The sequence below is a fragment of the Corynebacterium sp. 212_CJEI genome, from assembly GCF_001055915.1.
In the GTDB taxonomy this organism is placed as follows: domain Bacteria; phylum Actinomycetota; class Actinomycetes; order Mycobacteriales; family Mycobacteriaceae; genus Corynebacterium; species Corynebacterium jeikeium_D.
Genome location: NZ_JVPT01000051.1, coordinates 20,726 through 41,431 on the forward strand (window position 1 = coordinate 20,726; position 20,706 = coordinate 41,431).

The following is a 20,706-nucleotide window of genomic DNA, read 5'->3' on the forward strand; positions in this document are numbered from 1 at the left end:
CGCTTGCCGACGCTACGTACGAGTTACCTCGTAGCTGCTTTACTTAGCAGCAGGAGCGTTGACGTCCTCCGGCAGAGCGTCCTTAGCGACCTTGACCAGAGCAGCGAATGCCTGCGGGTCGTTGACAGCCATCTCAGCCAGGTTCTTACGGTCAACCTCAACGCCAGCCAGGTTTAGGCCCTGGACGAAGCGGTTGTAGGTGATGTCGTTAGCGCGGGCAGCAGCGTTGATGCGCTGAATCCACAGACGACGGAACTGACCCTTACGGTGGCGGCGATCGCGGAACTCGTAGGTCTTGGAGTGGAGCATCTGCTCCTTGGCCTTGCGGTACAGGCGGGAGCGCTGACCACGGTAGCCCTTTGCGGAATCGAGAACTTCGCGACGCTTCTTCTTAGCGTTAACAGACCGCTTCACACGTGCCACGGTGATACTTCCTTTTCGTTGTCTTTAAGAACTAGTGAAATTAAGAGGGCGATTGCCCTGGGACGAGGCTTGAAAAATTAAGCCTTGCCCAGCAGACGCTTGACGCGCTTGACGTCCGACTTAGCAACGTCCGTGGTGCCCTTCAGGCGACGGGTACGAGTGGACGGCTTGCCCTCCAGGAGGTGGCGGCGGTTAGCCTGCTCGCGGCGCAGCTTGCCGGAACCGGTAACCTTGATGCGCTTTGCGGTGCCCTTGTGGGTCTTCTGCTTCATGTTAAAACTCTCCCCTACCGATCTTTGACGCTCGTGGCGCAAAAATCTCGTTTACAACCATTTCTGGTCAGGTCGGTTACTTCTTACCCTTATTCCGAACCGGCCCCAGGACCATAGTCATGTTGCGACCGTCCTGCTTCGGGCGAGACTCGACAATGCCGTACTCTTCGACATCGGCGGCCAGACGCTCCAACAGGCGGAATCCCAGTTCTGGACGAGACTGTTCACGGCCACGGAACATAATCGTGACCTTGACCTTCGAACCCTTCTCCAAGAAACGAACAACATTGTTCTTCTTGGTTTCGTAGTCGTGGTCATCAATCTTCGGACGGAACTTCTGCTCCTTGACCACAGTCTGCTGCTGGTTCTTTCGAGCCTCGCGTGCCTTCTGGGCTTGTTCGTACTTGAACTTGCCGTAGTCCATAATCTTGGCGACCGGCGGCTTTGCTCGCGGAGCAACCTCAACCAGGTCAAGGTCTGCTTCGTAAGCGAGCTTGAGTGCGTCACCGGTGCGGACAACGCCCACCTGCTCACCATTCGGTCCTACAAGGCGGACTTCCGGTACTCGAATATCCTCGTTAATACGAGCTTCAGCGCTGATGTGGCCTCCTAGGTTGAACCTGAACAATCTTCGTTTCAAACCGCGATAGCAAGCGGGAAAGGAAGAAAAGCCACGCGTCTACAGCGGATTACTACACACTGTATAAGGACGCCTTCCAATCGTGCGATGTGACATCACCGATTAGGGTGGACCCCGGCGCTACCGTAATTCTTTGGCGCACCTAGGGTGGGACTTAAATCCTCTTCGCTGCCGAATGCAACTAAATGCTCCCCGAAGGCAGCAAGCATCGCATTCTGGCGGTCGTAGACGAGATGTTAACACAGCTGTTCTCGCATACCAAAACCGGCTCTCATTCCGGGTTATTCACCATCGGTACCCGACGCGATACCAAGCGTCAAAAAAAGTGCAATCCGAATTGTAATCAGATTGGTAGATTCTCTCCATAGTTTTTAGGCCAAACACGATTAAAGTCGTCACCATGAATACTGGCTCCAACGGCTTTGGCCCTAAAGCCGAGAACACCAATCCTAATCAGCACTCCGCCCGATACGGCAAGCCTCCGACCGGCGATTTTGTCCTGACCGGCGACTCCGTCTCAGAGCTTTCCCATGCTCTGGCAGATCTCGAAGCTAGCTCGCTTCGGCTGGCTCAGCTGACTCATACTTGGCAGGTGCGCCTTTCTCAGGAAAGCGGGCAAGCGCCGACTGGACCGCACGCGCCTCACACTACGGGAGCCGAATCTGCGCCAGCACCTCAAGCGCCGCCCCATGCTGCACCCCAAGGGGCACATCAACACAGCCCGCAACCACCGCCAGCGTCTACTCCACCACTAGACCAGGCGCCTCCTCCCCGTTGGGAATCGCAGGCTGAGCAGATGCTGGCCACACCGCAGTATCCCCAGCAGCCTCAGCAGATGCAGGTGCCACCACCGCCAGTACAAGCGGACTGGCGGAATCAATCAGCTCCCTTGCCACAGAGCGAGGCAGCTGCGCAGCCGATGTTTGACTTCCCCTCTGCCCACCAATGGCGGCGGGATTCGAAGATGCCACAGTCTTCTCCCACAGACCCCACCTCGCCACCGAAGCTGCCAGAGGCACCGCGCGAACCTCGCGAGCCCTGGTGGCGCAACGAGAAGGCAATCATCAGAATCATCGCCATCTTCGGTGGTCTCATCACCGCTGCCGGTATCGCGTTTTTCGTCGCGGTCGCAATCCAATCCGGCCTGATTGGACCAGCCGGTCGTGTGATCCTGGCTTACTTGTTGGCCGCCGTGCTCGCGGTCGCGGCTGTGCGAGCGCACCGTCGTCAAGCACCGCCTGCTGGTGTGACGGCGTTGATTGCGACACCACTAGCCGCTGCGCACCTGACAACGATGTCGATGTCCTACCTCCTCGACTGGATTCCGGTGGCCGCGACGCTGGTCATCATGCTGCCTTTCGCCGCAGTCGGTCTATACGGCGCGCGGCGGACGAAGTCGAGTGCAACCGCGGCGTGGACAATCACAATCAACACCGGATTAATGCTGTGGGCGACGATCGGCCTCGACTTCCACGCCCGCCCGCTGAGCTCCTCGCTCGCGCAAATCACCCTTCAACTGATGGTCATCGCCGCTATCGTCTGCCTCCTGAACGTCCCCTTCCGGAAGTACGTAGTCGCATTCCTGCTCGGCGCAAACGTTCTCATCGGCGTAATCACGACCAACAATGCACTGGTGATGCCCGCAATCGCCGCACTCACCATTGCACTTTTCGTGTTTGCCCAGTTCGGCCCGCTGGCGTTGGCTCGCCAACTCACTCCCGAGCTTGACGACGAGCCTTCGGAAACCAGCACTTGGGAAGACGATCTGGTCACCATCACGTCAGTAGTTGCCTTCTCGACTCCGGTTGTAGCTGCAGTCCCAATGGTCAACGCCGCACAGTCCGCCTCCAGCCTCTGGCTGCTGTTCTACGGCGGATTCGTGCTGTTCATCGCAATTGCTGCAGTATTCCTTTGGAACCGTGTCATCTTCCGCTATCTCGCACCATTGGCCTTGGCCACGGCAATTCTGCCCTGGCTAGCGCTCGCGGTGGCAGGCCCGGAAAGGAGCTCAGGAGCCGATACTGGAACCCACACTTGGGGTCTCATCCCAATCTCCATCGGTGCCGCGCTCTTTGTCTGGGCGCTGGCCACAGCACCGAAGCACGGCGCGATTGGCACACGACTACAGGCTCCTGAACCAACCCGGGATGCCGTCGCACCATATACAAAGATTGCGGCACTGACCTGGCTGCTCGGCGCAACGGTAGTACACCTCTACATCCTGCCCGCAGCGTTGAATGCCGGTGCTGCAGCTGATTACTCGGCAACGTGGGCAGAAATGCTTTCGCTGTTGTTCCTGCTGTGCGCCGACGTCGGCCTGGCCGTGACGGCAGCGAGGTCGCAGCTACCGCCAGCTTTTGCACTGATTGGCCTGGCTGCACTGGGTATGCCATTTATCGTGCTGCTCACGACTATTGGCGTGAGCTTCAACGCCGCACACATGTTGCTGAGTATTTTCTGGGCCACGATTGCCGGCATGCTGGTGCTATCGAAGAGGTTCCACCACATTCCGGCGCGACTGGCAGCGGGTTTGACGATTGCGGCGCTGTCTATCGTCAAGCTGATCTTCTACGACATGGCAACTCTCGATGGCGTTATCCGCGCCTTGGCGTTCCTCGGCTGTGGTTTGATTCTGCTGGCCATGGCGGTCTCCGGGGCGAAGCAGAAGAATGCCGAGGAGCCGGCGGCACCGGACTGTGACGGCACCGCCGGCGATACTGACGCTGCCGGCGCTGCTGCCGACGCTGCCGGCGCGAGCGGCGCAGCAGATACCGACCCCGCTGCTGACAGAATGGAAGGCATCACCCGCACCGACGGTCCTGGAATTTCCGACGGAAACGACCCGACTACCTAAGCTACTTAAGCAGCGGCTTCAGGTACTGCCCGGTGTGGGAGCCGGAACAGTTCGCGACATCCTCCGGCGTGCCCTCTACAACCACGGTGCCACCGCCGGAGCCGCCTTCCGGCCCCATGTCGATGATCCAATCCGCAGACTTGATGACATCCAAATTGTGCTCAATGACAATGACGGTGTTGCCCTTGTCCACCAGACCCTGCAGTACCAGCATGAGCTTGCGGATGTCCTCAAAATGCAGCCCCGTGGTCGGCTCATCCAAGATGTAGACCGTCCGGCCATTGGAGCGCTTCTGCAGCTCACTGGCCAGCTTTACACGCTGAGCCTCACCACCCGAGAGGGTGGTTGCCGCCTGCCCGAGACGGACATAGCCCAGGCCGACGTCGACAAGCGTATTGAGATAACGCGCAATCGACTGAATCGGCTCGAAGAACTCCGCTGCCTCGGAGATGGGCATGTCCAGAACCTCAGCGATGGTCTTGCCCTTGTAACGAACCTCCAGCGTTTCGCGGTTGTAGCGCGCGCCGTGGCAAACCTCGCAAGGCACATAGACGTCCGGCAGGAAGTTCATCTCAATCTTGATGGTGCCGTCGCCCTTACACGCCTCACAGCGGCCGCCCTTGACGTTGAAGCTGAAACGACCGGGCTTATAGCCACGAACCTTGGCCTCTTGTGTCTCGGCGAAGAGATTGCGGATCTTGTCGAACACACCGGTGTACGTCGCTGGGTTGGAACGCGGGGTGCGACCAATCGGCGACTGATCAACTTGCACCAGCTTGTCCAGCTGATCCAACCCCTCCACGCGGCTGTGTCGACCCGGCACCTGACGAGCACCGTTGAGCTCGTTGCTCATCACCTTGGCCAGGATTTCGTTGACCAAGGTGGACTTGCCGGACCCGGAAACACCCGTAACGCAGGTCAACACGCCGAGGGGGAACTTCACGTCAATCTTCTTCAGGTTGTTTTCGCGAGCGCCCTTGACCGTCACCATGCGCGACTTATCAATCGCACGACGGTTCTCCGGCACTGCCAATACCCGACGACCCGAGAGATACGCACCTGTCAGTGATTCCTCGCAGTCAACGATGCCAGACGGTTCACCTTGGTAGACAATCTGTCCACCGTATTCACCGGCCTTTGGCCCAATGTCGACCAGCCAATCGGCCTCGCGAATCGTGTCCTCATCATGCTCGACCACAATCAGGGTATTGCCCAGGTCGCGCAGGTTCTTCAGAGTCTTGATTAGACGGTTGTTATCACGCTGGTGAAGACCAATCGAGGGCTCATCCAAGACGTAGAGCACGCCTGCGAGCCCCGAACCAATCTGTGTGGCCAGACGAATTCGCTGCGCTTCACCACCGGACAGCGTGCCTGCCGAGCGCGACAGGGACAGATAGTCCAGCCCCACATCTAGCAGGAACTTCAGACGAGCCTGCACCTCACGCAGAACACGCCCGGCAATCATTTCCTCGCGCTTGCCCAGAGTCAGGGAATTCAGAAATGCCGAGCCATCGTGAACCGATAGCTCTGTCAGCTCGGCAATATTCTTCTGCCCGAACTCCGCCGAATCCAACGTCACCGAAAGAATTTCCGGACGCAAACGAGTACCGCTACATGCCGGACACGGCACCTCACGCATGTACCCCTGGAAACGCTCCTTCTGAGAGTCACTCTCCGCCTGCGACAGCTTGCGGTGCAGGTACGGCATCACGCCTTCAAACGGCGCGGTGTACTGGCGAGTACGGCCATACCGATTGCGGTAACGCACCGTGACCTTGTGGCTGGAACCATGCAGCAGGGCCTTGCGCTGCGGCGCTGTAAGTTCCTCAAAAGGCGTGGTCGGGTCGAAGCTCATCTCGGTGGCGAGCCCCTCGACCAGTTTTTCAAAGTACTTCTTGTTCAGCGTCTGCCGCCACGGCGCAATCGCCTCAATCGTCGGCAGCGACGGATCTGGAATCACCAGGTCCGTGTCCACCTCCAGCTTGGTACCGATACCGTCACACTCCGGGCACGCACCATACGGCGAGTTAAAGGAAAACGACCGTGGCTCCAACTCATCGATAGCAATACGGTGCCCATTCGGGCAGGCCATCTTCTCCGAGAACCGCTGGGTTCGACGCGGGTCGTCCGCCTCTAGCCCGACGGCGTCGATGACCACGACGCCGTCGGCAAGCAGAAGCGCCGTTTCGACGGAATCGGTGAGCCTGCGCTGCTGCGACTCCTTCACCTGGAGACGGTCAATGACCACGTCAATGTCATGCTTGACCTGCTTCTTCAGCTTCGGCGGATCCGTTAGACGGTGCATTTCACCATCGACGATGACACGCGCGTAGCCCTCGGATGCGAGGCGTTCAAACAGGTCGACGAATTCACCCTTGCGCGTGCGCACGACGGGTGCGAGGACCTGGAATTTGGTGCCCTCCGGCATTTCCATGACCTGATCGACGATCTGCTGTGGAGTCTGTGAGGAGATTACTTCCCCACAGGTCGGACAGTGCGGAGTACCGGTGCGCGCGTAGAGAAGACGCAGGTAGTCATACACTTCAGTGATGGTTCCGACGGTCGAGCGCGGGTTGCGGTTCGTCGACTTCTGGTCGATCGACACCGCCGGCGAGAGCCCCTCAATCATCTCTACATCGGGCTTTTCCATCTGCCCCAGGAACATGCGCGCATAGGAGCTCAGCGACTCCACGTAACGGCGCTGGCCCTCGGCGAAAATTGTGTCAAATGCCAGTGACGATTTACCCGACCCCGACAGACCTGTGAAAACCACCATCTTGTCTCTGGGCAAATCGATGTCAACACCCTGCAGGTTATGCTCGCGGGCGCCTCTGACCACTAGACGTTCAGCCACAGTGGGAAACCTCAATTCGTCGACGATTCACTGCCGACTAGTCTACAGTCCATAACCAATTTTTCGCACATGTGTTCAGAGACTCGTGGTTACGTTGCGCTCCTAGCGCGCCGACAGACACCTCATTACCCTGGGGCGCATGAACGACGACATTACAATCAGCCCTTACTCCAACTCGCCGAGAACGCGCGGCGTTGAGCGCATTGACTACGGCAATGTCACTATTTATAAGACCTCCGTCGGATCGATGGACAACAACGTCTACCTTTTGGTCGACTCCCGCGAGCCCGACAATTCCCTACTTATCGACGCCGCCACCGACGCCGACCATCTAATCCGCCTGGTTGAGCACGTCGGCGCGCAGGTCCGCACGATTGTCACCACGCACTCCCACGGCGATCACGTTCAGGCGCTCGGCGAGCTCCTGCAGTCATTCCCGGCCCGCCACATCACGTCCAGCCTCGACGCTGCCGACATTCCCGAGCCCGCCGACCAGCAGCTCGACGGCGGCGAGACCATCACGTTCGGCGAGGACATCACGCTGCCCACGTTCATCCTGCGCGGACACACCAAGGGCGGTCTCTGCCTCGACCTGTCCGCCAAAGAAGCCGGCGCGCTTTCCGAGGGCACCCCGTCACACCACCTCTTCGTCGGTGACAGCGTCTTCCCAGGCGGTGTCGGCAAAACGTACTCGCCCGAGGATTTCACGCAGCTTATCGACGATGTCGAGAGCCGTGTCTTCCGCGTCTACCCCGCCGACTCGGTGATTCACCCCGGCCACGGCAAAGACACCACAGTTGGTGTCGAGAGCCCCGAGGTCGAGAACTGGCGCCAGCGTGGTTGGTAGCGCTGGATGAGCGTGGTCGGTAGCGCTGGATGAGCGTGGTTGGCAGCGCTGGATGCAGCCGGAGCTTCTGAAAAACTCGTCATTCCCGCGACATAAATAGGCCGGGCTGCGTAGGATTAATAGTGAATTACAGCGACCAGATGGCCAAAAACACGGTTTCACCTGGACGACAAAGGAGATGGAATTTAGATGATTCGCAAGTTTGCCCGACCAATGCTGGCCTCGGTTTTCGTTGCCGACGGTGTCGACACGCTGATGAACCAAAAGGATCATGAAGAGGGCGCACGCGACCTAATTGCCCGCGTCCGCTCCGTAACCCCGAACCAGTACAACAAGTACGTGCCAAATAGTGAGAAGCTGGTTGTCCAGGTCGTCGCTGGTACCAAGGTTGCTGCGGGTTCCCTCTACGCTCTGGGTAAGGCTCCACGCCTGTCCGCCACCGCTCTGGTCGCTGCACAGGTTCCGACGATGCTGGCTCGCCACGCATTCTGGGAGACCCAGGATTCGAAGGAGAAGGCAGCTCGCCGCACTGGTTTCCTGACCGACATCGGTCTGCTGGGTGGCCTCTTCCTGGCTACCGCTGACACCGACGGAAAGCCGGGTGTCGCTTGGCGCGCTGAGAAGGCTGGCAAGCAGCTGAACAAGAAGGTTCAGGCTGCCCTGCCGACCAAGTCTGAAACCGAGCAGCGCACTGAGGAAATCAGCGCAGCCTTCGCTTCCGCCGGCGAGAACGTCCGCGAAAAGGCTGGCCTGCTCCGTGACCGCGCTTCTGAGGCCACCGATGGGGCTCGTGAATACGTCGAGGACAACAAGGACGGCTGGCGCGAGCAGCTCACCGACGCCTTCGACACCGCTAAGAGCTACGTCGAGGACAACAAGGACGACTGGATTGCCAAGGCTACCGAGCTCGCTGAGGACGCTCGCGACTACGCCGAGGACCTGGGCAAGGATCTCAAGAAGGACACTCGCAAGCAGCGCAAGGAACTGCGCAAGCGCGCAGCCAAGGCTTCCAAGGAGGCCAAGAAGTCCGCAAAGAAGGCGCAGAAGCGCCTGCAGTAAGTTTGCTGCCGCAGTTAAAGCGGTATACTTAAACGCTCCCCACGCCACTACGCGTGCGGGAGCGTTTTCATATTTTTATATTCATTCAGCACATCAGTTAGCACTAATTTTGCGATTCGTTGAGGAGACCAGGTTGGCGTCGCGCGCATCCGAGCCCGGGCAGGACCAGACAGGCCGCATTGGCCACACTGGCCAGGCAGGTCTGCCGGACCAGGCAAGTTCAGCACCACAGCGAGAAGAAGAAAGCATCCTCGCTGCCGAACAGGCCTACGTCGACCGTGCGTTCAGCTTCCTCGACCGGGCACGCGAGCGCGACCAAGAGTACCTGCGCCAGGTCATGCTCATCGACGACCCAGACCCGCAAGCCCGCGTTGAACGCGAGGTGGAATACCACCGACTACAGGCTAATCTGGACCGCTACCGCTCAGCCGAGATTGGCCTGGTCTTTGGTCGAATCGATATCGATGACACAGACCCCGACAATCCTTTGGCAGAGGAAGGGCCGGGGGCGACCGTCGATAAGCGATACATCGGGCGAATCGGCCTGTCCGATGAAGACGACGACTACCGCACGGTCATCATGGATTGGCGTGCCGACGGCGCGCGCCCGTTTTACCTGGCCACGACCGCGCATCCCGAGGGAGTCAGTCTGCGTCGACACCTGCGCACTCACGGCCGGAAGGTCCGCAGCATTGACGACGAATGGCTCTCCGGCGAGGAAGCCGACAGCGCACACGAGACCGAAGTTGAAGCGGGCGTCGGTGGCGAATCGGTGCTGCGGGAGGTCATGAATCAAGCGCGCACCGGCCATATGCGCGGCATTGTGGAGACCATCCAGCGCGAGCAGGACCTCATCATCCGCGACTCCACCCGCGGAACCTTGGTTGTCCAGGGCGGTCCCGGCACAGGCAAGACGGCAGTGGCGCTGCATCGCGTCGCATGGCTTCTCTACACCTACCGCGATCAACTGGCGAAAACCGGTGTCCTCATCATCGGCCCGAACACAACCTTCCTCGACTACATCTCGCGCGTGCTGCCGAGCCTCGGCGAAACGGGCGTGGTACTGACCACCATTGCCGATCTCTACCCCGGCGTGCGCGGTTCCAACGCGCTTATCGACGGACACAACCCCGAACCCCTGGTTGCGCAGGAAGTTAAGGGCTCGATTGAGATGCTCACTATCCTGCGCGAAGCCGTGCGGGCCTACCAGGAGCTCCCCGCGGAACCTCTTGAAGTCCGGAACGACAACATCACCCTGACGATCACACCTGACATGGTGAAAGCTGCACGCACGCGTGCGCGGCGGACTCGGAAACCCCACAATCTGGCCCGGCCGATTTTCCGCGATCACGTGGTGGAGCTCCTGGCCGCGCAGATGGCCGAGGTCATCGGCGCCGACCCGCTGGGCGGCGAGAACCTGCTGTCCGTGACCGACGTTGCCGACTTACGCGACGAAATCGACGAATCCGGAGCAGTTGCCGACATCCTCGACGAGCTGTGGCCTGCGCTTACGCCCGAGCGGGTGCTGTCGGAACTGCTGAGCTCTCGCGAGGCCATCGACTACGCCGCCACCGATTACGACGAGCTGACGCGCGAGGCTCTCTACCGGCCGGAAGGCACCGACTGGATGCCTTCCGACGCCCCGCTTCTCGACGAGCTGGCGGAACTCCTCGGCCCAGTTGGTGACGCGGAGGCCGATGAAGAGGATTGGCAGGCCCGCGTCGAGGAGGCGCAGGGCGCGTTGGATACCCTGTCCAGTTCTGCGTCCCAGGATCTTGACGACGGCTTCGAGGCCGAGATCTTGTCAGCGTATGACGTCATCGATGCCGAGGCACTGGCCGAACGCCACCGTGAGCGCGACCTGCGATCCACCGCCGAGCGGGCGGCGGCGGATCGCCTGTGGGCCTACGGCCATGTCATCGTCGACGAGGCTCAGGAACTCTCCGCGATGGCCTGGCGAATGCTGCGCCGCCGCAGCCCCAACGGCTGGATGACCCTCGTCGGCGACGTGGCCCAGACGGGCTCCCCCGCAGGCGCCGCGACCTGGGACGATGTGCTGGAACCCATCATCGGATCGAGGTGGCATCTCCACGAGCTAACCGTCAACTACCGCACCCCAGCTGAGGTGATGGAGGTTGCCGCCAGCGTCCTGGCTGAGATTGACCCGGAGCTGGAGGCGCCGCAGTCGATCCGCGCGACCGGCCGCAAGCCTGTTCAGGCCCACACCGTCGCGGAGGCTCTGACGCATGTGGAGCAGGTTGCGCAGCCGGACCGCCTGGTCGCTGTAATCGCGCCCGCCGAGTTGCTCGAAGCCACGCGCGCGGAGGTGCGGGATTTTCTCGGTGGTGGAGCTGATGGAGATGGTGACCCTGATGGTGCTGGCGGGGCTAGTGCCGCCGATGACGCACCTGCTACTCGCCCCAGCAAACTCACCAACTGCGCGGTCTACGACATCACGACCTCAAAAGGCCTGGAATTCGACGAGGTCATCGTCGTTGCGCCCGACCAGATTGTGGCGCAATCCCCACAGGGGCTACAGGACCTGTACGTTGCACTGACTCGTGCGACCCAGGGGCTAATTGTTGTGGCGCCTCAGCAGTCAGGCGTTTTGCCGGAGCTGCAGTGGTTAGAATGACGAGGATAGTGCCGTACAGAATGAGTGAGACATAATGTCCCAAAACTATCTACCTCAGCTAGCTGAACTTCGCGCACGCCGTCTCATTGCCCAGGGGTTAGCTGCAAGTCAAGCACGCAGCGATTGGAATACAAACCTCAAGTCGCCTGCATTATCAGCAACGCATGGCATGGTTGCTCTGCAAGGACAGAATTATTCGAACGGTGTTGATGCCATCGCCTTGCGCAGTGGCAGCACCACCGACGATGTTTTAGCAGCCATTTCTTCTTACGACATCGTTCGCTGTTGGTCGCAACGAGGCACCCTGCACTTTGTTTCAGCGCAAGACGCGCGAGCAATTATGAGGTTGACGAATCCGCGCATCGAAAAGGCACCAGCAAGACGTCGTACGACACTCGGGCTTTCTCAAGATGATGTGCAGACCGCAAGGGCAGCATTTCATTCCGAATTGCGCTCACGTGGCCTGTCCGACCCGCTGACTCGGACTGAAGCCTATGAGGTTTTCGCAGATCATGGAATAGACCCCACGGAACAAAGAGGTCCTCACCTACTGCGCACATTCGGCGGCGAAGGCGCTGTCGTCCAAGGGCCACGAAAAGGATCCGAAGATACCTTCGTCCTGCTTGCCGACGTAACTTTCAAAGGCGGCCTCTCAGCAAATACCACAGAGGGCTCCAGCACAGAACACTCAGCTGATTCCACGCTGGCCGACATTGCCTGGCGCTATGTTAATTCCCGCGGACCTATCTGTGTAGCTGACTTCGCGTGGTGGCTGGGGATGACGAAAACTCAAGCGAAAAAGGCCCTTAAGCTTATCGACCACTTAATAGTTCCTTTCTCCCTCGATTCCTCTGCCTCTCCGGACGCGCCAACTGGCACAGAATTCATCGGCGAAAATCTCGCGCAAAATGAGTACTTCATGCCGACATGGCAGCAGAACGTAACTGAAGCCGAGCTTGAAGCCGCGCTTTCACTGACGCTTCGACTGCCCGCTTTTGACGAGTACCTCATGGGCTACGGCAGCCGCACCGAAATTCTTCCTGAATCCCTTCGCAACCAGGTCTTAACCAGAAACGGAATTAGCTGGCCTTTTGTAGTTGAAGAAGGGATTATCACCGGCCGGCAATAGAAAAACCGGCACCTCAACTAAGAGATGCCGGTTTAAAGCGAAAGCTAAACTACTAGCTCACCGTTTTGTTAGCTCACAGTGTGAACAATCATGACGTCACAGTCCGACTGACGAGCAACATCAGCCGGCACGGAGCCCAGCAGACGACCAGTCAGCGAGTTAATACCGCGGTTGCCAACCACCAGCAGGTCAGCGCGACGGTCAGTGACCAGAGACATCAGAGCCTCAACCGGGGAGCCGGAACGAACCTCGGTCTCAACCTTGGTAGCGCCGACGGCCTCTGCGGCCTCCTTAGCAGCAGCCAGGTTCTTCTGAGCCGGGTCATCACCGAGGACCTGAACCGAATCCTGGCGCAGGGTCTTGGACGCATCCTCTGCAGTCTCGTAGTAAGCGCAGCCGATAACCAGGGTGGCATCGAAAGCCGCGGCAATCGAGGCAGCGCGCTCTACTGCGAGCAGCGACGACTTAGAACCATCCGTGCCGACAACAATGGTCTTGTAATCACTCATGAAAACTATCCCTCACTGTGGAAGTTGCATTAAAACAGTTCATCGTGCGTAACGCCGTCGTTGCCCCGAACCCACTGGCCAGAGCCACTTTCGCGAATACACTGTTTTACTTCCCACAACAGTAGCAAAAAACTACTCGACACCGGCCTCAATCATCCCCTTAAGTTCCTTCTTGAGGTCGAAAATCTCATCGCGCAAGCGCCCCGCGAGCTCGAACTTCAACTCTCGCGCAGCCGCGGCCATCTGCTCCGACAGGTCCGCGATAAGCGCCTCAAGCTCCGCCCTCGGCATCTGCTTACCGCTAGCACCATCGGCCGCGCCCGAGCCGTCGGCACGCGAGAGCAGCGCATCAGCGGCCGCACCGGTCTTGCCTTCGTAATCGGTGTCAGCGTTGTCGTAGACCTGATCCAGAATGTCCGCGATCTTCTTGCGCAGCGGCTGCGGATCGATGCCATGCTCAGTGTTGTAAGCAATCTGCTTTTCGCGGCGGCGCTCCGTCTCGTCGATGGCGAACCGCATGGAATCGGTGATCTTGTCGGCGTACATGTGCACCTCGCCGGAGACGTTTCGCGCGGCACGACCAATCGTCTGAATCAACGAGCGCTCCGAACGCAGGAACCCCTCCTTGTCGGCGTCGAGGATTGCCACCAGCGAAACCTCGGGCAAGTCCAGCCCCTCGCGCAGCAGGTTAATACCGACCAGCACGTCGTACTCGCCGAGACGCAACTGCCGCAGCAGCTCAACGCGTTTGAGCGTATCCACATCCGAATGCATGTACCGCACCTGCACGCCATTTTCGAGCAGGTAGTCGGTCAGGTCCTCCGCCATCTTCTTCGTCAGGGTTGTGACGAGAACGCGCTCGTCACGCTCGGTGCGCTTTCGGATCTCGCCGATCAGATCATCAATCTGCCCCTCAGTAGGCTTAACGACGATCTTGGGGTCCACCAGCCCAGTCGGACGAATGACCTGCTCCACATACTCTCCACCGGTCTTTTCGAGCTCATAGTCACCCGGCGTTGCGGACATGAACACGACCTGGCCCACGCGGGCATCGAATTCGTCGAACGTCAGCGGGCGGTTATCCAGCGCCGATGGGAGGCGGAAACCGAAGTCGACGAGGTTGCGCTTACGGGAGGCATCGCCCTCGAACATGCCGCCAATCTGCGGCACGGTGACGTGCGACTCATCGATGATGGTGAGGAAGTCCTCCGGGAAATAGTCAATGAGCGTCGCGGGGGCCGAGCCCGGCGCGCGACCATCGATGTGGCGCGAGTAGTTCTCAATGCCGGAGCAGAAGCCGACCTGTTCAATCATTTCGAGGTCGTACTCCGTGCGCATGCGCAGACGCTGTGCTTCCAGCAACTTGCCCCGGTTTTCCAGATCCGCCAGGCGTTCGGCGAGTTCGGCCTTGATGTCCGCGACGGCCCGTTCCATCCGCTCCGGGCCTGCGACGTAGTGCGTAGCTGGGAAGATGCGCAGCTCAGGGACTTGGTCGATGACGTCGCCTGTGACTGGATTGAGGTAGTACAGCGAATCAATCTCGTCGCCGAAGAACTCCACCCGCACGGCCTTTTCTTCGTAGGCCGGGATGATATCGACCACGTCACCTTTTACTCGGAAGGTGCCGCGGGTAAAGGCAATGTCATTGCGGGCATACTGAATGTCCACCAAAAGGCGCAGGAACTGGTCGCGGTCGACTTCCTCGCCCTCCTTCAGCCACACCGAACGGTCGAGGTAGGACTGCGGGGTACCCAGGCCATAGATGCACGAAACAGAGCTGACGACGACTACGTCGCGACGCGACAGCAGCGCTGAAGTAGCCGAGTGGCGCAGTCGCTCCACGTCCTCGTTGATGGAGGAATCCTTTTCAATATAGGTATCGGTCTGCGCGATATAGGCCTCGGGTTGGTAGTAGTCGTAGTACGAAACGAAGTACTCGACCGCGTTGTTTGGCAGCAGGCTGCGGAGCTCATTGGCCAGCTGGGCCGCCAGCGTCTTGTTCGGTGCCATGACGAGGGTTGGCCGCTGCACCTTTTCGATCAACCACGCTGCGGTGGCTGACTTACCGGTACCCGTGGCACCCATCAGAACGACCTCGCGCTCGCCTCTATCTAGGCGCTCCGACAGTTCCGCGATTGCCTGCGGCTGGTCGCCCGACGGTTCGAATTCACTGATGACCTCGAAGTTTCCCTCAGCGCGCTCGACTTCACCGACGGGCCGGAACTCCGAGTGTGCGAGGACGGGTTGCTCTGCTGCAAATGCCATAGTTCCCAGCGTAGCGAAGGCTGTCTTGAAAGCGGCTGGTTACGTTACTTCCTGGGGCTTTGGGCTATCCAGGGCTGGGGCCCAGGGGCCTAGGGTCGGCTGTCGAGTTCCGAGCCAACATTAAGATCGGCACAGGTTTGGACAAGGCTGGCATAAAGTCGGTGCCAGGCCAGCAAAGGCGGGTTCCGCTTCACCAGCTGGCCCTTAGTGCGCATGGACTGACTCCTGGTGAAGCGCAAGCCGTCTTATCGATGGTCCGCGGCTGCGGCTGCGAGGCTGCGAGGCTGCAAGGCTGCGGGAGGCCTGGGTTATCCACACCCTGAAAGTTGTCCACAGATTGGACGTGGAGCCTCTCTCGCAGCGAAGTCCCTGGGCCGAAAAAGCTTAGAGTCCCGACCATGGGAAGTTTCACCACGGCCGAGTTGCGTGCACTCGGCATCGGAGAGACAAAGACCAGAGCCCTCCTACAACAAGGCAGGCTAATTAAATTGGTACGTGGCCTCTACATTGACGACCACTCTCCCGCCTCAGTCGCCCGAGCAATCACGGGGCATTACAAAAGCATTGCGCTAACCGGTAAAAGCGCAGCTCAAATCCACTTGAGACTTCCCCTGACACTTCCTATCCAGGCAGAAGGCGCGGGATCAGTTCAGGCCGAGACCTTCTCCATTAGGCACAGCCGCCTACCGTCCTACACCAGCATCAATGGCCTCCCAGTTGTCGAAGCACTCTGGGCAGCACGAGCTTCAAAAGACTTCGCACGCAGAATCCTGGAAACACACTACGCCGGCCGGGGCGGCGAGAAGCGACTCAACCACGACCTCAGCCGGATGCGGAAAGTTCCCGCCTGGCTGCGTGAAACCATCGCTACCACGCCGATTGGCTCATGCAGCGAACTCGAGCGCAAGCTGGCCCGTCCACTAATCAAGCGCGGGTACCGCATCCGAATGAACCAGTACATCGGCCCCTACTGCTTCGACATCCTGCTTGACCAGTGGAAAATAGCCATCGAAGTTGACTCAGAGAAGTACCACGCCAACGAGGACTCGTTCATCACAGATCGCTGGAAGACCAACTCCGGCACGCTGCACGGCTGGATAGTCCTGCGGTTCACAGACTCATGCATCAATTGGAATCTCGACAGCGTCCTCGACGAGATCGAGCAGGCAATCCGATGGGTACAAAAGCGCCGTCCCCGCGTGGACTATAAACCAGGATGGCCTGCCTGTCAGAAAGTTTGGGAATGGAATCCAACGGTTGGCTACGCCAATAAGCAGCGATAAACAGCCGATATCGCGAGATAAACAGCCATCCACTTGCCCAATTGTTATTTATTTTGTAATGAAAACTGACCGAACAGCAACTAGCCTGGCGCCTATGAACACCTCGCGCCGCACACCAGTCCACACGCACGCTACGACTCGCCCAGGTTCCACCACTCGAAAAGCAACCTCACACCGAGCCCTTGTGGCCGGTATCCTCGCCACCACCGCATTGGCTTTCACCGCCTGCTCAACACAGGAAACCGAAGCAGCGCCCGAATCTGCTACTCCGGTTGAAACCACTACCGTTACTCAGACCGAGGATGGCGTGTCTGACAAGAGTTCGGGCAACACGCCAAACCCAACCGGTTCTGCACCGGACCAGGGAGGCGATACATCGACGGCGGAGACTGGTGGCACGTCGACGTCGTCAAGCGAAAGCGGCGACAACGGCGACGGGAGCCGGCTTCGTCAGGACATGACCGCTGAAATCTACAACAACCCCTCGCCGGGATCCACCTTCATGGCGGCCGGCGAACAGGCAACCACCTGCATCTACGGCGATGGGTACGGCCTCAACCTCATCGCGGCGGGGCCAAACACGAGCTGCGACTTTGCGAAGGCCGTTTTCAACCAGCAGACCGAGGGGCTTAACGCCTCGGAGGACAATATCCGCGACCACCTGCAGCCAAACATCAAGGCCAAGAGCCCCGCGACCGGGAAGACCTACGACCTCAGCTGCAGCACACAAGACGACGTTGTCGTGTGCACCGGCGGCAACAACGCGAAGATTTACATGTACTAGCGCACCAGGTGGCGGTCGGCAGTCGGTGCAACTGCTGGCCGCCAGCCGCGATTCGCCGATGGGGAATCGCAACAAGCCCGCAAACTCCCGCCTACAGTGAAACCATGACAGTTTCCCGCTTGCGCCCCTTCGGCGAGACCATCTTCGCCACCATGTCCCGCCTCGCTACCGAGCACGAGGCGATCAATCTTGGACAGGGCTTCCCCGATTGGGATGGGCCGGCGGAGGTGCTCGCGGAGGCGCGACATCAGATAGCTGGAGGAAACAACCAGTACGGCCCCGGCCGCGGCATGAAGGTGCTCCGCGAGGCTATCGTCGCCGATCGCGCCCGCCGCACGGGGCAGGTCTACGACGCCGACGCCGAATGCCTCGTCACGGTCGGCGCCACGGAGGCGATTGCCGCCACCGCCTTGGGGCATCTCGAACCCGGCAGCCACGTCATCGTCATCGAGCCATACTACGACTCGTACAAAGCCGCCATCGCACTGGCTAACTGCACATATACCGCGGTGCCGCTCATCCCCGCAGCTTCCGGCACGGCACGCTCCTGGTCGCTCGACCGCAGCGCGCTTGCCGATGCCGTCACCGCCAAAACGGCCATGATCATCATCAATTCGCCGCACAACCCCACCGGCACCGTCCTCGCGGACGAGGACTTGCAGGCCATCGCCGATGTCGCCATCGCAAACCATCTACTCGTGCTTGCCGACGAAGTCTACGAACGCCTGTACTTCAACGGATTGTCACACTCTTCCATCAGCGCTCTGCCCGGCATGCGCGAGCGAACCATTGTCGTGTCCAGCGCCGCAAAAACCTTCAACGTCACCGGATGGAAGATCGGCTGGGCGCTGGCCCCGACCGAACTACTCGATGGCGTCGTCAAGGCCAAGCAGTTCTTGAGCTATGTCGGCGCCACTCCCCTTCAGCCCGCAGTCGCCCGTGGCCTGCAGGAATGTGCCCCATGGGTGGACGAGCTGGCGGGTCAGCTCGAGGGCAACATGCGGCTCCTCGCCGATGGGTTGGAGGGCCTTGGCGCCGACGTCTTCACGCCGCAGGCAGGGTATTTTGTCGTCGCCGATGTCTCGAGCTGGGGGCTTGGCGACGCCCTGGAGACCTGCACCCGCCTGGTCAAGGAATGCCGCGTCGCAGCCATCCCCGTCACCGCTTTTGTGGATGACCCAGAGTCAGAAAAGTACCGCTACCTGGTGCGGTTCGCTTTCTGCAAGCGCGCCGAGGTGATTGAGGAGGCTATCATCCGGCTGCGGGATTATCTTGCTGCCCGGCCTGCAGCTGACGAATCTGATTCAGCGGCTGAATAATCCGCTCCCAAATCCGGTCGACCTGGCGCACGAGGTCCTCCTCGGTGCCTGAGTTTTCCAGAACTACGTCGGCGAACTGCAGGCGCTTATCATCGCTGATTTGCTTAGCGATGCGCTGCTTCGCATCCTCTCGGTCTACACCGCGGCTTTCCACCAGACGGTCGAGACGGACCTCCACCGGGGTATGCACAACTACGACGAGGTCCTGTGCTTCCGACTGCCCCATTTCAATCAACAGCGGAGAGTCAAAAACAATGATGGCGTCACCTGCCGCGTTGAACTGCTCTTCGGTGCGCTGCTCAATACGCGGATGGGTGATGGAGTTCAGCAGCTCCGTCTTCTCCGCGGATACGAAGGCGCGCTTCGCAAGCTCGCCGCGGTTGAGGGAGCCGTCGTCAAGCAAAATGCCCTCGCCGAAAGCTTCGGCGAGTTCGGCAAGCGTCGGTTCCCCGGGTTCGACGACGTCGCGAGCGATCTGATCAGCGTCGATGATGACGGCACCGAGCTCGGCAAACCTACGGGCGACCGTAGATTTCCCACTGCCCATGCCGCCGGTTAGTCCTACTTTGAGCATGTCTCTAAGGGTACGTGGACACGCCCCCGCACGTTAGTGCTTTACGACGAGATCCTCGATGCGGTGACCCTCTTCAACGGGATCTGGGTTGACTGGGGCCGGGGCGGTGCCGTTACCGAATGGGCTGCCACCAAGGGCCTCACGGCCGTGCGGCTGGAGCAGGTCAGAGAGCTCCGGCCCCTTCGGGACAATCCCTAAAGGATTGAGGTCGCGGTGGACCTCGTAGTAATGGCGCTTGATATCGACGAGGTCAGTGGTGTCGCCGAAGCCCGGAGTCTGGAAGAGATCACGCAGGTAGTTGTATAGAACCGGCATCTCGGAAATCTTGCTCCGGTTGCACTTGAAGTGGCCGTGGTAGACGGCATCGAAGCGGATCAGGGTCGTGTAAAGGCGAATGTCGGCCTCAGTGATGTGGTCGCCCATGAGGTAACGGCGGGTCTCTAAGCGCTCAGAAACCTTGTCTAGGGCATCGAACAGCCGGTCGTAAGCCTTGTCGTAGGAGTCCTGCGAGCCTGCGAAACCACAGCGGTAGACGCCGTTGTTGATCTCGGTGTAGATGAACTGCATAAGCTCATCCATTTCCTCGCGCATCTCCACCGGGTAAAGATCCGGGGCGCCTTCGCGGTGGAACTCGGTCCACTCGGTAATGAAGTCCAAGGTGATCCAGGGAAAGTCATTGGTCACGACCTCGCCCGACTCGATCTCGACGATGGCCGGAACAGTAATGCCACGCTGGTAGTCCGGGAAACGCTTGAGGAATGCCTCCTGCAGGCGCTCGTAGCCGAGTACTTCATCGCGGCCACCTGGGCCTTTGTCGAATGTCCAGGAGCGGGCATCGTGCACTGGCCCTGGAATTCCGACTGAAATTGCATCTTCCAAGCCGAGCAACCTGCGAACAATAAGCGTGCGGTGTGCCCATGGGCACGCGCGAGCCGCGATGAGGCGGTAGTGACCGGCTTCAACGGGCCACGTCTTAATTCCGTCGCCTACCTCGCGACCGTTCTTAACAATGCGGTCGTTGATATAGCGGGTGTCGCGGTTAAAGTCCTTACCCTCCTGCGAGTACACACCACCGGTGGAGCGGGAGGAATCCTCTACCTGGTTAGCGTTATCTACCTGCTTGGCTTCGTCCTTTGTTGTCATGTCACCAATCATATGGGCAGAAAGATAGGCTGTCAACGGCAGTAAAGACCGCCAGAGCCACCAAAATCGACAGGGCCACCAGGGCATTAGAGTCATTAGGGCCATTAGGACGGCTT

16 protein-coding genes are annotated in these 20,706 nt (G+C 59.6%); 8 read left to right on the forward strand and 8 right to left on the reverse strand.

Features of this window, described 5'->3' with window-relative positions; translation table 11 throughout:
- Positions 1–39 precede the first annotated feature (39 nt).
- The 3 genes from rplT to infC form a co-directional block, all read right to left on the reverse strand.
- Positions 40–423: a 50S ribosomal protein L20 gene (rplT, locus tag ADB02_RS05700; RefSeq protein ID WP_016422904.1), complete on the reverse strand. Its 384-nt coding sequence runs from the start codon at positions 421–423 to the stop codon at positions 40–42.
- A gap of 77 nt (positions 424–500) precedes the next feature.
- Positions 501–695, reverse strand: a complete 195-nt coding sequence (gene rpmI, locus ADB02_RS05705; protein ID WP_005511726.1) for a 50S ribosomal protein L35 — start codon at positions 693–695, stop codon at positions 501–503.
- A gap of 76 nt (positions 696–771) precedes the next feature.
- The gene (gene infC, locus ADB02_RS05710) at positions 772–1,323 is read right to left on the reverse strand and encodes a translation initiation factor IF-3 (RefSeq protein WP_172954614.1); all 552 of its coding nucleotides are present in this window, start codon (positions 1,321–1,323) and stop codon (positions 772–774) included.
- 412 nt (positions 1,324–1,735) lie between these two features.
- On the opposite strand from infC, the gene ADB02_RS05715 reads away from it, so the two are divergent.
- On the forward strand, positions 1,736–4,189 hold the full coding sequence (locus ADB02_RS05715) for a DUF2339 domain-containing protein (protein ID WP_049189993.1): 2,454 nt from the start codon (positions 1,736–1,738) through the stop codon (positions 4,187–4,189).
- Between the two features lies 1 nt (position 4,190).
- On the opposite strand, the gene uvrA is transcribed toward ADB02_RS05715, so the two are convergent.
- On the reverse strand, positions 4,191–7,043 hold the full coding sequence (gene uvrA, locus ADB02_RS05720; RefSeq protein WP_016422907.1) for an excinuclease ABC subunit UvrA: 2,853 nt from the start codon (positions 7,041–7,043) through the stop codon (positions 4,191–4,193).
- A 139-nt stretch (positions 7,044–7,182) separates the two neighbouring features.
- On the opposite strand from uvrA, the gene ADB02_RS05725 reads away from it, so the two are divergent.
- The 4 genes from ADB02_RS05725 (at position 7,183) to ADB02_RS05740 (ending at position 12,713) form a co-directional block, all read left to right on the forward strand.
- Positions 7,183–7,890 carry an MBL fold metallo-hydrolase gene (locus ADB02_RS05725; RefSeq protein WP_049189995.1) on the forward strand — a complete coding sequence of 236 codons (708 nt, stop codon included), beginning with the start codon at positions 7,183–7,185 and terminating at the stop codon, positions 7,888–7,890.
- Positions 7,891–8,079: 189 nt separating this feature from the next.
- A complete protein-coding gene (locus ADB02_RS05730; protein WP_016422909.1) occupies positions 8,080–8,949 on the forward strand; it encodes a DoxX family protein in 870 nt (289 codons plus the stop codon).
- 133 nt (positions 8,950–9,082) lie between these two features.
- A complete protein-coding gene (locus ADB02_RS05735; protein WP_053087280.1) occupies positions 9,083–11,584 on the forward strand; it encodes a HelD family protein in 2,502 nt (833 codons plus the stop codon).
- Positions 11,585–11,618: 34 nt separating this feature from the next.
- Complete coding sequence (locus tag ADB02_RS05740; RefSeq protein WP_065421720.1) at positions 11,619–12,713, forward strand: DNA glycosylase AlkZ-like family protein; 1,095 nt, start codon at positions 11,619–11,621, stop codon at positions 12,711–12,713.
- A gap of 68 nt (positions 12,714–12,781) precedes the next feature.
- On the opposite strand, the gene ADB02_RS05745 is transcribed toward ADB02_RS05740, so the two are convergent.
- Positions 12,782–13,222, reverse strand: a complete 441-nt coding sequence (locus ADB02_RS05745; RefSeq protein WP_005511992.1) for a universal stress protein — start codon at positions 13,220–13,222, stop codon at positions 12,782–12,784.
- A 132-nt stretch (positions 13,223–13,354) separates the two neighbouring features.
- Positions 13,355–15,487 carry an excinuclease ABC subunit UvrB gene (gene uvrB / locus ADB02_RS05750; RefSeq protein WP_016422912.1) on the reverse strand — a complete coding sequence of 711 codons (2,133 nt, stop codon included), beginning with the start codon at positions 15,485–15,487 and terminating at the stop codon, positions 13,355–13,357.
- Between the two features lie 398 nt (positions 15,488–15,885).
- Between uvrB and ADB02_RS05755 the strand changes: the two genes are divergently transcribed.
- The 3 genes from ADB02_RS05755 (at position 15,886) to ADB02_RS05765 (ending at position 18,873) form a co-directional block, all read left to right on the forward strand.
- Entirely contained in the window at positions 15,886–16,770 is an 885-nt protein-coding gene (locus ADB02_RS05755) for a type IV toxin-antitoxin system AbiEi family antitoxin domain-containing protein (protein WP_049189999.1), read from the forward strand.
- Between the two features lie 94 nt (positions 16,771–16,864).
- Positions 16,865–17,554, forward strand: a complete 690-nt coding sequence (locus ADB02_RS05760; RefSeq protein WP_241482415.1) for a hypothetical protein — start codon at positions 16,865–16,867, stop codon at positions 17,552–17,554.
- 104 nt (positions 17,555–17,658) lie between these two features.
- Complete coding sequence (locus ADB02_RS05765; protein ID WP_049190002.1) at positions 17,659–18,873, forward strand: aminotransferase class I/II-fold pyridoxal phosphate-dependent enzyme; 1,215 nt, start codon at positions 17,659–17,661, stop codon at positions 18,871–18,873.
- On the opposite strand, the gene coaE is transcribed toward ADB02_RS05765, so the two are convergent.
- Together coaE and ADB02_RS05775 are read right to left on the reverse strand one after the other, a co-directional pair.
- Complete coding sequence (coaE, locus tag ADB02_RS05770) at positions 18,806–19,447, reverse strand: dephospho-CoA kinase (RefSeq protein WP_049190004.1); 642 nt, start codon at positions 19,445–19,447, stop codon at positions 18,806–18,808. The genes ADB02_RS05765 and coaE overlap by 68 nt on opposite strands.
- Positions 19,448–19,480: 33 nt before the next feature.
- Entirely contained in the window at positions 19,481–20,590 is a 1,110-nt protein-coding gene (locus tag ADB02_RS05775; protein ID WP_371259423.1) for a glutathione S-transferase family protein, read from the reverse strand.
- Between the last annotated feature and the right edge of the window lie 116 nt (positions 20,591–20,706).

What these genes read in the sequence shown, in the direction of transcription:
- rpmI (WP_005511726.1), bottom strand. Translation starts at nt 695, where the DNA reads ATGAAGCAGAAGACCCACAAGGGCACCGCAAAGCGCATCAAGGTTACC.
- ADB02_RS05715 (WP_049189993.1), top strand. Translation starts at nt 1,736, where the DNA reads ATGAATACTGGCTCCAACGGCTTTGGCCCTAAAGCCGAGAACACCAAT.
- ADB02_RS05725 (WP_049189995.1), top strand. Translation starts at nt 7,183, where the DNA reads ATGAACGACGACATTACAATCAGCCCTTACTCCAACTCGCCGAGAACG.
- ADB02_RS05730 (WP_016422909.1), top strand. Translation starts at nt 8,080, where the DNA reads ATGATTCGCAAGTTTGCCCGACCAATGCTGGCCTCGGTTTTCGTTGCC.
- ADB02_RS05740 (WP_065421720.1), top strand. Translation starts at nt 11,619, where the DNA reads ATGTCCCAAAACTATCTACCTCAGCTAGCTGAACTTCGCGCACGCCGT.
- ADB02_RS05745 (WP_005511992.1), bottom strand. Translation starts at nt 13,222, where the DNA reads ATGAGTGATTACAAGACCATTGTTGTCGGCACGGATGGTTCTAAGTCG.
- uvrB (WP_016422912.1), bottom strand. Translation starts at nt 15,487, where the DNA reads ATGGCATTTGCAGCAGAGCAACCCGTCCTCGCACACTCGGAGTTCCGG.
- ADB02_RS05755 (WP_049189999.1), top strand. Translation starts at nt 15,886, where the DNA reads ATGGGAAGTTTCACCACGGCCGAGTTGCGTGCACTCGGCATCGGAGAG.
- ADB02_RS05760 (WP_241482415.1), top strand. Translation starts at nt 16,865, where the DNA reads ATGAACACCTCGCGCCGCACACCAGTCCACACGCACGCTACGACTCGC.
- ADB02_RS05765 (WP_049190002.1), top strand. Translation starts at nt 17,659, where the DNA reads ATGACAGTTTCCCGCTTGCGCCCCTTCGGCGAGACCATCTTCGCCACC.
- coaE (WP_049190004.1), bottom strand. Translation starts at nt 19,447, where the DNA reads ATGCTCAAAGTAGGACTAACCGGCGGCATGGGCAGTGGGAAATCTACG.
- ADB02_RS05775 (WP_371259423.1), bottom strand. Translation starts at nt 20,590, where the DNA reads ATGACAACAAAGGACGAAGCCAAGCAGGTAGATAACGCTAACCAGGTA.